This is a genomic window from Cohnella xylanilytica (genome assembly GCF_014212175.1).
In the GTDB taxonomy this organism is placed as follows: domain Bacteria; phylum Bacillota; class Bacilli; order Paenibacillales; family Paenibacillaceae; genus Cohnella; species Cohnella xylanilytica.
This window is the reverse complement of the sequence record NZ_JACJVR010000175.1, coordinates 1-13,645: the sequence shown is the minus strand read 5'-3', so window position 1 is coordinate 13,645 and position 13,645 is coordinate 1. Positions and strand designations below refer to the sequence as shown.

Here is a 13,645-nt window from a genome sequence, read left to right as displayed (position 1 = left end):
TCGCCCGCGGGCGATACGTGAAGCTGCACGGGGACGACGACTTTTTCCGTCCGGATTCGGTGCAGCCGCTGATCTACGCGCTGCGGACGATGGAGGGGAGCTCGGTCGTCTTCCTCGACGTGCTGCGCGGCGACAACGCGATGGAGCTGACGGAGGGGATGGAGACGTTCCTGCGGGAAGCGTCCATCCAGGCTGGCTTCATCACGTCCCTCATTCTGGACCGCGAGGCGCTGGCGAAGCTGGAAGAGCCGGGGAGGTTCGTCGGCAGCGGCTTCAACCACGTCCATTGGGCGTATCGGCTGCTCGAAGGCAATCCGAACTTCGGCATCGTGCGGGCGAGCCTGTTCGATTATGCGGCCAATCCGCCCGCGGGTTACAACTTCGGCGATTACTTCGTCCGCGGCTACCTGGAGGTGCTCGCGTCCTTCGTCGGCCGCGGCATCTCGCCGGGGGCGTTCGCGGTAGAGAAGCGGCGCCTGCTCGAGACGACGGTGCTCCCTTGGCTGGAGCGGATCGTCCGGGAGGGGATGCCGGCGGACGTCGGGGGGTTCGAGGCGATTTTCTCGGCGCACTACTCCGAGGAATCCTATTATCCGGAAGCGCTGGAGCGGGTGCGGAAGGCGCTGTCTCCTCCGGATTCCTCGGCCCGGACGTAAGGGCCGCGCTCCTCCGGGCAGGGGCATCCGCCTCCGCCTTCCCTCCAAGTTGTCCGCGCCTGCTGCCCGTTTACCGTCGTCTTCTCTACGCTGTCCGCCGCCCCTTTCATTCGGCCCTTCGCGTCGCCCGCCGCGGCCGGCTGCCGGCCGTTCCCTCTCCGCAAGGGGCTGAAGGTGTTGACCAACCGGGGCCGAACGATTATGATGAAGGGCGAGACTATCACAACCGCATACGTTACACGGGAGCTGAGGGAACTTGGCTGAGAGGGAAGCTAATCCGCTTTCGACCGTCAGACCTGATCTGGATAATTCCAGCGGAGGCAGTTGTCCGGCACCTATCGCCGCCTTGACGCGCCATGCGCGCGCACGGCGAGCGCCGCGCCTATCACGGCGCGCCAGGGCCGGACGCGAGCGGCAGCGAACGCTCGCTTCAGAATCGTCCGTGCATCGTGGACGCCTTCCGGAATCCGGAGGGCGTCTTTTTTTATGTCGCGTTGGGGGAAGTCTCGCATTCGCATACGGAGAGGGAGATTGTCATGAGAGAGACGACAAAAGCATGGAAAGGCAAGGGGATCGCGGCGCTGACGGCGCTGCTCGTGCTGGCGGGCTGCGGCGGCAACGGAGGAGGCTCGAACGGGGGCGCGTCGTCCCCGGCTTCGCCGTCCGCGTCCGGATCGGCGGCTCCTACGGCGACGTCCTCGGCGACGGCGTCCGCCGAAGCGCCGAAATCGCTCGGCGAGGTGAAGGTCGTGCTCGACTGGACGCCGAACACGAACCATACGGGCCTGTACGTCGCGGCCGCCCAAGGCTTCTGGGAGAAGCGCGGGCTCAAGGTCGACATCGTCCAGCCGCCGGAGAGCGGCGCGGACGCGATGGTCGCCAGCGGCGCGGCCGAATTCGGCGTCGGCGCCCAGGAAGGGCTGACGCTGGCGCGCGAGCAGAAGCTGCCGCTCGTGTCGCTCGCGGCGATCATCCAGCATAATACGTCGGGCTTCGCGTCTCCCGAGGAGAAGAATATCAAGGAGCCGAAGGATTTCGAAGGCCATACGTACGGCGGCTGGGGATCCCCCGCGGAGGAAGCGGTCATCGGCTCGATGATGAAGCAGCAGGGCGCGGACGTATCCAAGGTGAAGTTCGTCAACGCCGGCACGGCCGACTTTTTCACCGCGGTCAAGCGAGACATCGACTTCGAGTGGATCTTCTACGCCTGGACGGGAATCGAAGCGGAGCAGCGCGGCATCAAGCTGAACATGGTCTACCTGTCGGACTTCGACAAGAAGCTGGATTATTACACGCCGGTGCTCGAGACGAGCGAGAAAATGATCTCGGACAAGCCCGACGTCGTCCGCGCCTTCGTCGAGGGAGCTTCCGAAGGCTACGAATACGCCATCGCCCATCCGGAAGAGGCGGCGGACATTCTGCTCAAGGCGGTGCCGGACCTGAACGCCGACCTCGTCAAGGCCAGCCAGAAGTGGCTCGCCGACAAGTACCAGGACGACGCTCCGCGCTGGGGCGAGCAGAAGGAAGAGGTCTGGTCCGGCTACGGCGAGTTCCTGAAGGAGCACGGCTTGCTCAAGACGGACCTCGATTACGACGCGATGTTCACGAACGAGTTTTTGCCGCAATAAATCCGTCGGGGCGCACCGCATGGCCTGATCCGCGCGGGACGCCCGCCAGATACGATTCCAGGAGGTATTCATATGGCGCAAGCGCTGCTAAGCATTCAGATTTTGCCTAAGCTAAAGCAAGGGGACAGCGACATCATTCCGTACGTCGACCGGGCGATCGAGATCATCAAGGAATCCGGCGTGCCTTACCGCGTAGGGCCGCTCGAGACGACGATGGAAGGGGATCTGGACGAGCTGCTCGACATCGTCAAGCGGATGAACGCGGCCATGTTCGAGATCGGCAGCCCGTCGGTGTTGTCGCAGATCAAGCTGTCCGTCGACGGAAGCGGGAACGCCTCGATGGCGCGCCTGCTGCAGAAATACCCCGATGGACAATAATATTTGGCCGAGACGGGCGCTCCTGCCCGTCTTGACGCTTGTCGGATTCGTGCTGCTGTGGCAGGCCTGCTGCGCCCTGTTTAAGGTGGACCCTTGGATTCTGCCCGCGCCGTCGAGCATCGCCCGCAACATGTGGGAGGACGCCCCGAGGCTGTCGGGGCAGCTCTGGTTCACGCTGCGGCTCGCCTTGAAGGGCCTCGGGCTCGGCATCGCGTTCGGGGTGGCCGCGGCGCTGCTGTTCCACCTCATTCCCGGCGTTCGCGCGGCGCTGTCGCCTCTCATCATCATCACGCAGAACATTCCGCTGATCGCGCTCGGGCCGCTTCTGATCGTCTGGTTCGGCTTCGGGATTCTGCCCAAGCTGATCCTGCTCGTGCTCGTCTGCTTCTTCCCGGTCGCTTGGTCGATGCTGGCCGGTCTCGGGCAGGCGGAGCCGCATCTTCGCGAATACTTGTCCATGATCGGCGCCACCCGGTGGGAGGTGCTGCGGCGGCTGGAGCTGCCGGCCTCGCTGCCGTCCTTCTTCACGGGGTTGAAAATGACCGCGACCTACAGCGTCACGGCCGTCATCGTCGCCGAATGGCTCGGCGCCAGCGACGGGATCGGCCATTACCTCGTGCTCAAGTCCAAGGGCTACGATACGGCGGGAGTGTTCTCCGCCATCATCTGCATCGTCGCGCTGGCGCTGGCGTTCTACGGGCTGGCCGCGCTGCTGGAGAAGCTGGCGATCCGCTGGCGTCCGGCTCGCCGCGGCGCCGCGCAAGGGGGGAGAGGCGCATGAGCGAATCCGAACGATCGGCGAAGCTGGAGGTGTCCGGCGTCTCGATGAGCTACGTCCGCGACAGGCGTCGTCGCCTCGTGCTCGACCGGCTCTCGCTTAACGTGATGGCGGGCGAGTTCGTCACGCTGATCGGCCCGTCGGGCAGCGGCAAGTCGACGCTGTTCCGGCTTATCGGCGGCGTGGAGCGCCCGGACGAGGGCAGCATCCGGATCTCCGGCCGGGAGATCGCCGGAGAGAGGGGGCATATCAGCTACATGCCCCAGCAGGCGTCGCTGTTCCCGTGGATGTCGGTGGCGGGCAACATCTCCTCCGCGCTGACGACGGCGGGCGTCGGGGCGAAGGAGGCCGCGGCGCTCGCCTCGCAGTGGCTGGAGCGGATCGGCCTCGGCGACGTGGCGAAGGAGTATCCGCACGTCCTGTCGGGCGGGATGCAGCAGCGGGTGTCGTTCCTGCGGGCGCTGCTCATGCCGCGCGACGTCATGTGCCTCGACGAGCCGTTCGCCGCGCTCGACGCGCTCACCCGCGCCGAGATGCAGGCGTGGCTGCTCGGGCTGTGGGAGGCGGAGCGCCGCTCGGTGCTGTTCGTCACGCACAGCATCGAGGAGGCGCTGACGCTGTCGGACCGCATCTACGTGCTGTCGCGCGCTCCGGCGAGGGTGCTGAGGGAGATCCGGATTCCGTTCCCCCGCCCGCGGCGGGCCGACGTCTGGAAGGAGCCGGAATTCGTCCGGCTCAAGGAGGAAGTGCTGGAGCTTCTTCAGAAAGGGGCGGAAGCCGATCATGCTCTATGACGCGCATATTCACGTCGACGGCTACCCTCCGGAGCAGCGGGACTCGCTGCTTCGGAGGGCTTTCTCTTCCGGGGTGGCCGGAGTGGTCGCCGTCTCGATGGGGGCCGATTCGTGCGCCGAGAACCTGCGGCTCGCGCGGCGGTACCCGGGCCGGGTGATGCCGGCTTACGGCCACCACCCGGAGCAGCCCGCGCTCGGCGAGGAGGAGCTGGACCGGCTGTGCGACTGGATTCGCGGGCGCGGGGACGAGCCGTTCGCCATCGGCGAGGTCGGGCTGCCTTATTATACGCGCAAGGAGGCCGAGGCGAAGGGGGAGTCGTTCGACGAAGCGCCTTACCTGCGGCAGCTGGACCGTTTCGCGGCGCTGGCCGCGGAGCTGGGCCGGCCGATCGTCCTGCACGCCGTCTATGAGGACGCCGACAAGGCGATCGATATTTTACGGCGCCGCCGGATACGGCGCGCGCATTTCCATTGGTTCAAGGGCGGGGCGGATACCGTCCGGCGGATGATCGACGGAGGCTACTACATCTCCGTGACGCCGGACGTCCTGTACGAGCCCGAGATCCGCGAGCTGGCGGCCGTCTACCCGCTCGATCGGCTCATGACCGAGACGGACGGGCCTTGGCCGTTCGAGGGGCCGTTCGCCGGAACGCCGACGGAGCCGGGGATGGTGCGGGACGTCGTGCGGGAGATCGCCGCCCTTCGGGGGCTCGCGGAAGAGGAGGCGGAGCTCGCCGTCGAGGCGAACGCCCGGCGGTTTTACGGGTGGCGAGAGGCTCCGCCCGGTCCGTCTTAGCCGTGGTAGCTTCCGAGCGGCTCGTTCAGCACCCACTCGAGCAGCAGCATCTGCTCTTCCAGCCGCTCGATCCGAGAATCGACGGCAGCCGGGCCGCCTTCTTCCTCCGCCGCGCTTCGCCGGGCCTTCAGAGCCTTCTTCTGCGCGGCGAGTTCGTTGTACTTCCGTTTGATCTGATCGCTTGTTCTCATGGGGGATCGCTCCTGCACGTTTCAAGATGAAGTCCGTACGGACCGGATGCCGGCCGATTGCCCGGCCGCCCGCGTCCGCCTTCTATTGTAGCGCGGAACGCGCGCGAAATCACGAACGGCCGTCGTCCCGTGAAGGGGCGCCGGCCGTTCGCGTATCCCGGTTTCGATTTAGCCTTCCGATTCCCTTCTCGTTTAACTCTCCGCTGCCGTCGTCGCCCGCCGACCGTGGCCGTCGCCCGATTCCGGCGTCCGGCCTCCTAGCGCGCCGTCGGCCGCTTCCGGGCGGCTTCGGCTTCTTCCTTCATGGCGATCGCGACTTCCGTCATGAGGAACATCAGATACGTCCGCAGCGGGATCCGCTCGCTTCTCATCATAGCCACCTCCTTCGCGCGATACGACCTTTATATCCATTGTTTACACATCGTTCCAGCCGCCGAAACCCGACTTGCGGAAGACGGAACGGAATTCGGGGCGGAGGAATAAATTATCTATTGAAAGGGAACAATTGTTCGTATTAAAATAAGAACAAACGTTCCTTGTAACGGGACGATGGAGGCGAGATTCATGTCCATGGAGAAGTACGTTGGACTGACAGTCGACATTATTTACGTGGATCGCAAGGGCCGCTTCACGCAGCGGAGGATCACCGTCCATTCCGTGCGCGGAGACCGGATTCGGGCCTACGATCACATGAGGAACGCCTTGCGGGTCTTCCGGGCCGAGGGCATTCTCGCGCGAGAGCCGGTGAACGGCTATGCTTCGTGAACGCGAATCATTTAGAGGTGGATCTACCGTATTTACGGTTAGATTCCACCTCTTTTTTTTATTCCTTTACCGAGTCGGAAGACTCGGACGGAGTATCCATTATTGTTTTTTATCAAAAGCCGGTTTTAGAATCTCGTCCGTAAATTTTTTCATTTTAATCCGAATTTCCGATTTCATGACCTCGCGAGTGTATCCGACTTTCTCGACAAATCCGCGGCAGCGTACTTGATAATAATAAATATCGTCGATTTGTTCGTCTTGGGTGACCCTGATATTGCGCTTGTTAAACTCGTGAATAGTGTGGTGCATCTCTCCGCTGATTCGATTCATTAGCGCTTGCAGAAACAGGGCGATAACCGACTTGAGCGGATTGGCCGTCAAGAGGATAGCGCGGTGACTGTTATCGGCCATCGTAAGCATATGCGGCAAAACGACGTAGTCCCGAACTAAGAAGCGTTCTTCCTCCGTCTGTCGCTGTGTCGGTCTTTTATCGCGCGCCTCATATTGTTCCTGATGTTCCGTAAGGAGCATTTTGGATTTCCACCTTTCGTTTCCGTCGAGTTTTGTCACTTATAATGCCCTCCAATCTGTCCCGCTCTTTCCCTTGCGACTCCCGATTCAAGCATAGAGGAAGCGCGCATAATAGCCGCGTCGCCGAACCGGTCTTTAATCGAATCCGTTGCCCGTTCGATGGCGTAAGCAGCCGGCCGATTGTCAAACAATGTTAGTTGATAAACATCGTCGCTCGCGAGATCGGTCAGCGCAATAAACAACCGGCTGACGGGAAGGCCGCGCCAATGCTCAACGAACAGCTTATGGGCGGCTGCGGCGACTTCATGCGTGAGGGACGTTGCATGGGGGAGCGTCATTTGCCGTCCGAAGTGGCTGGCCCGTTCCCCGTCCGTCTCCACAGCGCCGACGGATACGACGCGGCCGAGGTAACCGTGTCGCCGGGCCCTCCGGCACACCTCCACGACGAGCTCGAGGAGCACGACCTCGATATCCTCGAGTTTCCGGTACAGATGACTGCGCAATGCCTTTCCGTGGCTTACGGATTGCAGCTTTCCGCGAATACTTGGAACAACGGGGGAGGGGTCGATCCCTCGTGCCGTTTGCCAGTAGTATTCCGCCTGGATATCCGATTGTTTTCCCATCTCGCGGCGCATTCGACGCTTGAATTCGCCTAGATCCAGGCGCGCCACATCGCCGATTGTCGGTAGTCCCATACGTATAAAATGCCGCGTCATCCTCGAGGCCACCATAAACATCTGGTGGACCGGCAGCGACCATAAATCTTTTTCGATGTTCTCGGGGCCCAGTCTGTAGATCCCGTCAGGCCGCTTCTTTGCGAAGTTATCGGTTGCCATTTTGGCAAGTATTTTCGTCGATCCGATGCCTACTCGCGACCAAACGCCGGTTGAAGCGAGAACTTGCGCCTGAATTTGGCGAGCGATTTCGTAAGGGGACCCGAACAAAGAGAGCGAACCCGTCACGTCGAGGAACTGCTCATCGATCGAGTAGGGCTCGACCAGATCGGTGAAGTTCTCGAATAATCTCGTTATCAAAAGCGAAATCGTAATGTACCGTTGCATTCGCGGCCGGATGACGATTAAGTCGGGACATTTCGCTTGCGCCTCGAATATGCGCTCCGCCGTCGTGACTCCTCGCGACTTCGCAACCGGACAGGCGGCGAGGATGATGCCGGACTTGCGATCCGGGTCTCCGATTGCGACCGGCTTATCGAGGTATTCGGGATACGCGGACTTCTCGACCGACGCATAGAACGACTGCCCGTCGATAAGAAAGATCGTACGCTCAGGAGGCATAGCCGTTCACCGGCTTATTCGGGAGAAGGTTCGGAACCTTGAACGCGCGGAGCGACCTTCTCCAATGGCCGTCTCCCGACATACGACCGTTGGCCGCGGAATGCGGCGTCATCCTTCGCTGCGCGAGCTGTCCTGCGTCGTCTACGCAAATAATGTCCAATGACTTGCCGGCGTATTTCTCGATGGACATAATTTCCGCCTCCAATTCAGCGTTTCACAAACAGAACTTATGTTCTCATCTTAATACGAACAATTGTTCCCCATCAAGGGTCATTTTATTCCAATAAAAAAAAATTCCCGCTCGGCATGTACCGAGCGGGCGATTACGGGGGAGATCGAGCCTACGGCCGGATCGTGACGCGGGTGTGAATGGGAACCAGGGAGGCTAACGCGAGCACGTCTTCGTTGTACATCCGGATGCATCCGTGCGACACGAGCCTGCCGATGGAAGAAGGATCGTTCGTTCCGTGGATGCCGTAATGGGGCTTGGACAGCCCCATCCAGAAGGCGCCGAACGGGCCTCCCGGGTCCGCTTGCTTGTTTATGATCGTATAGTCGCCGACGGGCGTCTGCGTCACCATCTTGCCGATGCCGACGGGGAACTCCCGCACGACGATGTCCCCGTCCAGCAAATATAGCCGGCGGTCGGAGAGATCTACAATAATCCGGTATTTGGGCATGATCGCTTCCTCCTCGGGATGTCCGTCGAGGGACTACGATCATGCTATGTCGCGCGGAGCGGGACGCCACCCGGGCTAATACCCGTTGTACGGTCCGCGGCGGCCGCCGTCGTTGCGGATGAGCAGGTACACGATCAGGCCCAAGACCGGGAAGAAGAACAGGCCGATCAGAACGAGAAGGGCGAATTCGGGGCTTCTTCCCTTGCGGATGCAATCCCGGTACGCCCAGACGCAGATCGCGACGTGAAGGACGAAGAGAACAACCGAGATCAACAAGAAAACCGTGACGATTCCCGAGAAGACCGAAGCTCCGGCACCGGACAAGACAGATTCCCCCAATCATTCCGAATGTACACGTTAATACGTAATTATGGGAGAATCGTTGCGGGCAGCTGACGCGAATAGGGCCCCGTCGCCGGACGGGACCCTATCGCGCGTTATGCTCCCCGGAACCTATACTTTAATGTCGAGGTTCCTCCCGAGGTTCGGATCCAGGCTTTGTCCGACCATCTGCACGAACATTTGGCCTTGAATCTCCGCCTGGTTTTTGGCAATGGCCAGCACTTGAATGCCGACCGCTTGCTTCAGGGAGGATTGGCTTAACGCCGTCGATACCGCTCCGATATCCATCCTTTCACCCCCTCATCCTTCATTATCGGCCGCGCGCTTCCGATCATCGAGAGAGAACCGTTATTTTAACGGTCGGACCGAACGATCGATCTCCGCCTTGCCAAGACGAAGGCTAGAGCCGGAACGACGGCGAGCTCGAGGATAACAAGGAAGAAGGGCAGCGGATTCGCGCTTCGGAAGTGAATCCAGTAGTGGAATCGATCGACCGGAGTCCCCCATTCCAGGAAAAAAAGCGCATCCGGCAGCGCCCCGAGAAACGCGGCGGCGAGGAGGAGGCCGTCTCCGGTTTTCCGAGCCTCGTACAGAAGGAAGGCGATTACGCATGCTCCGATAATTCCGTTCGGCAGAACCCCCAGATCATAGTGCGGAATCGCATCGAGAGCGAAGTGGGAGGCGAAGGCAAGCAGCAGAATCGCGGGCCTCCACGCTTTCGGTTTTTCCTTGTAAAGCCGGGTAGCCTGCGCGAATTCGCACAGGGCCGAGGCTGCCATCATATGCGTCGCAACGAGCACGGATCGATTCCTCCATGATCAGGCCAGAAAAATAAAAAAAGAAGACAAAAAGTCTTCTTCAATGGGAAACCCGCTAATCTCACTCGGCCGTAACGAATTTATTTACTTTGCGCAAGAAGACGCTTCCGTCGGCCATCGTCACCGAAAAGTCGTTATACGACGATACGACAGAAGGCGGTCTTAGCCTCATTCCGTTCTGCGAGACGACAACGGTCGGCTTCTCGATGATGGCAAGCTCGAAGTCGTTGTCCTCGATCAGTTCTTGACCCGGTTTAAGTACGTTGTCATCCATTTTTCGATCCTCCAAAGCAAGGGTTGAACTCCGCCTGAATCATAATAACGTATGTCCCCAACGGAAGTAAACAAGAAATATTGCAAAAAAAGTCGAGCCCCGTCTCGCGACGAGGCCCTTCATGGGAGAGGAGAAACCGGACGAAGAGCTTATGGGGAAACGTAAGTCTTCTCCGCGGTTGTCCCCGGCGTTTCTTAGGCGCCGGTACTATCATTGTGACCCGATACGCGGGAAATATACCCTTCGGCGGAACAAAATTTCGTAAAAAACGGAGACGGACCGTTAGGGCTCCGCTTTTGCCTCGTGCCGGATTGTGGTAACATAGGCACCGAAGATAAGCTGCGGGCTGTCCGGCCGCGGCGTTTATTTGCTCAGGAGATGACAACTTGAGAGTCATATCGGGAGAAGCCAAGGGGAGACCGCTGAAGGCGGTGCCCGGCAACACGACCCGTCCGACGACGGACAAGGTCAAAGAGGCGTTGTTCAGCATCATCGGTCCTTATTTCGACGGAGAGACGGCGCTCGATTTGTTCGCGGGCACGGGGGGCCTCGGCATCGAAGCGCTGAGCCGCGGAGCGGGGCGCTGCATCTTTATCGATGCCAATCCGCGAAGCGTGGAGGTCGTTCGGCGCAACCTGGAGGCGGCCGGTCTGTCGGACCGCGCCGAGGTGTACCGTAACGACGCGCGCAAGGCGATCAAGCTGCTGGAGAAAAGGGACGTTCGCTTCGACTTGCTGTTCCTCGATCCTCCCTACGCCATGAAGGATTGCGACGAGCTGCTGAACGATCTGGCCTCGCGAGGGATGGTGGCCGAGGGAGCCGTCGCCGTCGTGGAGCATGAATCGGGATTCGACTACGGCGAGCGATTCGGCGAATATACGAGAAGAAGGCACGCGACTTACGGAGAGACCGCCCTATCCATTTATCGCTACGGAGGAGAAGCCCCATGACCGCCAAGATGACGCGGCAGGACGGAGAACATCGAATCGCGGTATATCCCGGAAGCTTCGATCCGGTGACGTTCGGCCATCTGGACATTATCCGCCGGGCCGCGAAGCAATTCGACAGACTCATCGTCGCCGTGCTGAACAACACGTCCAAAAATCCGCTGTTCACGGTGCAGGAACGAGTGGAGCTGCTGCGCGAAGTGACCAAAGACTTGCCGAACGTGGAGCTTGACAGCTTCCGCGACCTTCTCGTCCGGTACATGAGATCGCGCAACGCCCAAGTCAGCGTCCGGGGAATCCGTTCCGTCACCGACTTCGAATACGAGCTGCAGATGGCTTCGACGAACCGTCAGTTGGACGAAGGAATCGAGACGATCTTCATGATGACGAATCCGAAATATTCGTATTTAAGCTCCAGCATCGTCAAAGAAATCGCCAAATTCGGCGGGCAAGTACAGGACCTCGTCCCCCCGGCCGTCGAAGCGGCGCTCCGGCGCAAATTCGGAACCCAATCTTAAAGCGGCCGTCGGCCGCTTTTTTTTACGCAATTCAGCAACCAATCATTCAGAAGCGCGGCTATTATAACCGCTCTCCCCTTAGCTCAGAAGCATCTCTGCCCTCAGCGAACCTCGAATCATCTCTCCCGTCGTTACGGATAACAAACCTTCTCATACCTCGTTATGAACTAACAAAGCTTCCTTCGTCGGCTTGAACGCAATATGTGCGCTTTCCTATGCATTTGCTTATTTCTTATGCATTTGCTCATTTCCTCTGCATCCTGCTCACTAGTTCACGCTTCCCTTAGCTCAGGCAGCAACTTTCTCCCTTGGCGAACGAGAACGAAGCCGCCGCCGCTTCCCGCCATAAGCGATAGAAGGGCAACGGCTAATTCATCCGGCTTATAGTCACTCTCCCTTTAGCTCAGGTGTCGGACGGAGTAGATCGCAGGCCTAGAATTTTACGGCGAAGGGGAGAGCCCCAACAGTTCCGCAGCTCTATCGCAATTCCGGCATCGTGTTCATGAGGTCGGGGCAAGCCGATTCGCGGCCGCTATCCATTCGTCGAGGCATTAAATTATGCGCCGCGCATCTTGCGGGTTGTAACCGTCAGGCGGAGAGAGAGACGCCTGCGGACAAGCGAACCAAGGAATCGAAGGCGGACTGTCCGCGTAAACCGCAATTCACCCGATAAACGAACTCGTCCAGATACGACTGCAAATAACGGGTTCCAAGCCCGCGGAAGGTGTCGTTCATCCAGCGGTAGGCGGCTTTGTGATACGGAATCAACGCTTGGCAATGGCGGTAAGCCAGGAGAGAGGAGAAGGCGAAGGACACCGAAGCCGAATCCGAGCTGACAAAACGATCCTGGAACTCTCTCTGGCCGATGGGAAGCCAGCACCGGTGCTCCAAATGATTGGGCGGTAGAAGCACCATTTTAACCTGACGGGGCTGCCCGCGTTCGTCGACGGAGAGACTTGTCACGACGGGGCGGGGATGTTCTTCGCTCAATTCGCGGGCGGTCAAGTATAGGCGTTGGAATGGCGTAAGTCCTGCCTGAACGCGACCGGACAGTCGTTCGGCATCGGTGAAGGCGCTGATGGCGAGACGGATCTTGCGGAGCATGGCGAAAGCGGTCTTGTAGGCGACGGAGATTCGGGCAGCCAGTTCGACGGCATTGACGCCATGTTCGGGCAAGGAGACGAGGTACATGGCATAAAGCCACTTGGCGATCGGGGTACGGGTCTTCTCCAGAATCGTACCGGCGGTGGGCGAGGTTTGGCGCGCGCAACGGCGGCATTCGTACAAAGGGAGGCGTCGCGTAGTAACGGTGCAAGCTTGTGTATGGCCGCAGCACGGACAAGAGAAGCCGTTCGGCCATCGAGCCTGGAAGAGAAGCTTAACGCAATCGGCTTCGGAACCGTAACGGTCCATGAACTCCTCCAACGAAATCGCCTTCAATTCGCCACCTCATTTCGGCATGGTAATGAATCCTATTTTTCTCTATTATATCGAACATACGTTCCTATGTCAAGCCGAAAAGAGGCGTCAGCCGGGCGGGAAGCAGCGACTAAAGAAGAGAAAATCGAAACGGAGCCAGCGTGAGAACGGCAAAAAGGAAGGTCCTAAAATGCGATTGAAGTCGCGCTACAAAAGACGGCTGATGGTGTACGGAGCAGGCGGGATAAGCCTCATAGGCGGCGAGAACAAGCAGAGTGTTATGCGGAAGCCCGACTGCGCGCAGGGAAGAGAGAACGGAGGCTACGATGGGACTGAGCTGAAGGGAGAGCCGGCATAAGGGCAGAAGACGGACGGAGGGATGAGTTAGAGGGATAAGCAGGCATAAGGAAGTAAATGCGAAGAAAGGCCGGATGCGGGCTGAGCTAAGGGGAGAGCGGTCATAAGGAACGAAAAGGGGGGGAGGGAGCTTGTAACTGTTGAGTGCGTGGATGGAATAATGAGCAGAAGAGGCGATATTGGCGAGTAGGCGATATTGGCGAGTATAGGGAACAAAAGGGAGAATGGCTGAGCTAAGGGGAGAGCGGTCATAAGGGACGAGAATGAAGTTGGGCGAGGGAACTTGTAACTGAAGAGCGCTTGGATGGGATAAAGGGCAGAAGCGGCGATATTGACGAGTATAGAGAACAAAAGGGAGAATGACTGAGCTAAGGGGAGAGCGCTCATAAGAGAGCAGCGGTGCTATGTCAAGACCATAAATCAGACGAATTTGAATGAACCGCACTCTTTTCAGGGGGTGACCCGGAAAAAGACAAAC

20 protein-coding genes are annotated in these 13,645 nt (G+C 59.6%); 10 read left to right on the top strand and 10 right to left on the bottom strand.

The features are described from left to right. From H7B90_RS32395 to H7B90_RS32370, 6 genes are all read left to right on the top strand, one after another. Nucleotides 1–656: hypothetical protein (locus tag H7B90_RS32395; protein ID WP_185140038.1), on the top strand; the 656-nt coding region annotated here is incomplete at its 5' end. Between the two features lie 536 nt (nucleotides 657–1,192). Further along, on the top strand, nucleotides 1,193–2,284 hold the full coding sequence (locus H7B90_RS32390) for an ABC transporter substrate-binding protein (protein ID WP_185140037.1): 1,092 nt from the start codon (nucleotides 1,193–1,195) through the stop codon (nucleotides 2,282–2,284). Nucleotides 2,285–2,356: 72 nt separating this feature from the next. Beyond that, the gene (locus H7B90_RS32385) at nucleotides 2,357–2,662 is read left to right on the top strand and encodes a thiamine-binding protein (protein ID WP_185140036.1); all 306 of its coding nucleotides are present in this window, start codon (nucleotides 2,357–2,359) and stop codon (nucleotides 2,660–2,662) included. Then, complete coding sequence (locus H7B90_RS32380) at nucleotides 2,652–3,443, top strand: ABC transporter permease (RefSeq protein ID WP_185140035.1); 792 nt, start codon at nucleotides 2,652–2,654, stop codon at nucleotides 3,441–3,443. The genes H7B90_RS32385 and H7B90_RS32380 overlap by 11 nt, the downstream gene beginning before the upstream one ends. Beyond that, on the top strand, nucleotides 3,440–4,234 hold the full coding sequence (locus H7B90_RS32375; protein ID WP_185140034.1) for an ABC transporter ATP-binding protein: 795 nt from the start codon (nucleotides 3,440–3,442) through the stop codon (nucleotides 4,232–4,234). Before H7B90_RS32380 ends, H7B90_RS32375 begins: the two co-directional genes overlap by 4 nt. Continuing rightward, nucleotides 4,224–5,030, top strand: a complete 807-nt coding sequence (locus H7B90_RS32370; RefSeq protein WP_185140033.1) for a TatD family hydrolase — start codon at nucleotides 4,224–4,226, stop codon at nucleotides 5,028–5,030. Before H7B90_RS32375 ends, H7B90_RS32370 begins: the two co-directional genes overlap by 11 nt. Here H7B90_RS32370 and H7B90_RS32365 read toward each other — a convergent pair. Then, a complete protein-coding gene (locus H7B90_RS32365; RefSeq protein ID WP_185140032.1) occupies nucleotides 5,027–5,221 on the bottom strand; it encodes a hypothetical protein in 195 nt (64 codons plus the stop codon). The genes H7B90_RS32370 and H7B90_RS32365 overlap by 4 nt on opposite strands. Before the next feature lie 564 nt (nucleotides 5,222–5,785). On the opposite strand from H7B90_RS32365, the gene H7B90_RS32360 reads away from it, so the two are divergent. After that, a complete protein-coding gene (locus tag H7B90_RS32360; protein WP_260411381.1) occupies nucleotides 5,786–5,986 on the top strand; it encodes a hypothetical protein in 201 nt (66 codons plus the stop codon). A 99-nt stretch (nucleotides 5,987–6,085) separates the two neighbouring features. Here the strand turns inward: H7B90_RS32360 and H7B90_RS32355 are convergent, their stop codons facing one another. From H7B90_RS32355 to H7B90_RS32320, 8 genes are all read right to left on the bottom strand, one after another. Then, nucleotides 6,086–6,556 carry a YhjD family protein gene (locus H7B90_RS32355; RefSeq protein WP_185140031.1) on the bottom strand — a complete coding sequence of 157 codons (471 nt, stop codon included), beginning with the start codon at nucleotides 6,554–6,556 and terminating at the stop codon, nucleotides 6,086–6,088. Further along, entirely contained in the window at nucleotides 6,553–7,812 is a 1,260-nt protein-coding gene (locus H7B90_RS32350) for a DNA polymerase IV (protein ID WP_185140030.1), read from the bottom strand. The genes H7B90_RS32355 and H7B90_RS32350 overlap by 4 nt, the downstream gene beginning before the upstream one ends. After that, nucleotides 7,802–8,002 carry a hypothetical protein gene (locus H7B90_RS32345; RefSeq protein WP_185140029.1) on the bottom strand — a complete coding sequence of 67 codons (201 nt, stop codon included), beginning with the start codon at nucleotides 8,000–8,002 and terminating at the stop codon, nucleotides 7,802–7,804. Before H7B90_RS32345 ends, H7B90_RS32350 begins: the two co-directional genes overlap by 11 nt. Nucleotides 8,003–8,153: 151 nt before the next feature. Further along, a complete protein-coding gene (locus H7B90_RS32340; RefSeq protein ID WP_185140028.1) occupies nucleotides 8,154–8,492 on the bottom strand; it encodes a L,D-transpeptidase in 339 nt (112 codons plus the stop codon). Between the two features lie 75 nt (nucleotides 8,493–8,567). Beyond that, the gene (locus tag H7B90_RS32335) at nucleotides 8,568–8,816 is read right to left on the bottom strand and encodes a PLDc N-terminal domain-containing protein (protein WP_185140027.1); all 249 of its coding nucleotides are present in this window, start codon (nucleotides 8,814–8,816) and stop codon (nucleotides 8,568–8,570) included. Nucleotides 8,817–8,945: 129 nt separating this feature from the next. Beyond that, a complete protein-coding gene (locus H7B90_RS32330) occupies nucleotides 8,946–9,122 on the bottom strand; it encodes a YjfB family protein (RefSeq protein ID WP_185140026.1) in 177 nt (58 codons plus the stop codon). Between the two features lie 65 nt (nucleotides 9,123–9,187). Further along, nucleotides 9,188–9,634 carry a hypothetical protein gene (locus H7B90_RS32325; protein ID WP_185140025.1) on the bottom strand — a complete coding sequence of 149 codons (447 nt, stop codon included), beginning with the start codon at nucleotides 9,632–9,634 and terminating at the stop codon, nucleotides 9,188–9,190. Nucleotides 9,635–9,713: 79 nt separating this feature from the next. Beyond that, nucleotides 9,714–9,926, bottom strand: a complete 213-nt coding sequence (locus tag H7B90_RS32320; protein WP_185140024.1) for a hypothetical protein — start codon at nucleotides 9,924–9,926, stop codon at nucleotides 9,714–9,716. A 386-nt stretch (nucleotides 9,927–10,312) separates the two neighbouring features. On the opposite strand from H7B90_RS32320, the gene rsmD reads away from it, so the two are divergent. Both rsmD and coaD read left to right on the top strand, forming a co-directional pair. Beyond that, a complete protein-coding gene (rsmD, locus tag H7B90_RS32315) occupies nucleotides 10,313–10,876 on the top strand; it encodes a 16S rRNA (guanine(966)-N(2))-methyltransferase RsmD (protein WP_185140023.1) in 564 nt (187 codons plus the stop codon). Next, nucleotides 10,873–11,391, top strand: coding sequence for a pantetheine-phosphate adenylyltransferase (coaD, locus tag H7B90_RS32310; protein ID WP_185140022.1), 519 nt, complete (start codon nucleotides 10,873–10,875; stop codon nucleotides 11,389–11,391). The genes rsmD and coaD overlap by 4 nt, the downstream gene beginning before the upstream one ends. Before the next feature lie 588 nt (nucleotides 11,392–11,979). On the opposite strand, the gene H7B90_RS32305 is transcribed toward coaD, so the two are convergent. Next, on the bottom strand, nucleotides 11,980–12,804 hold the full coding sequence (locus H7B90_RS32305; RefSeq protein WP_185140021.1) for a transposase: 825 nt from the start codon (nucleotides 12,802–12,804) through the stop codon (nucleotides 11,980–11,982). On the opposite strand from H7B90_RS32305, the gene H7B90_RS32300 reads away from it, so the two are divergent. Further along, on the top strand, nucleotides 12,803–13,168 hold the full coding sequence (locus tag H7B90_RS32300) for a hypothetical protein (protein ID WP_185140020.1): 366 nt from the start codon (nucleotides 12,803–12,805) through the stop codon (nucleotides 13,166–13,168). The genes H7B90_RS32305 and H7B90_RS32300 overlap by 2 nt on opposite strands. Nucleotides 13,169–13,645 lie beyond the last annotated feature (477 nt).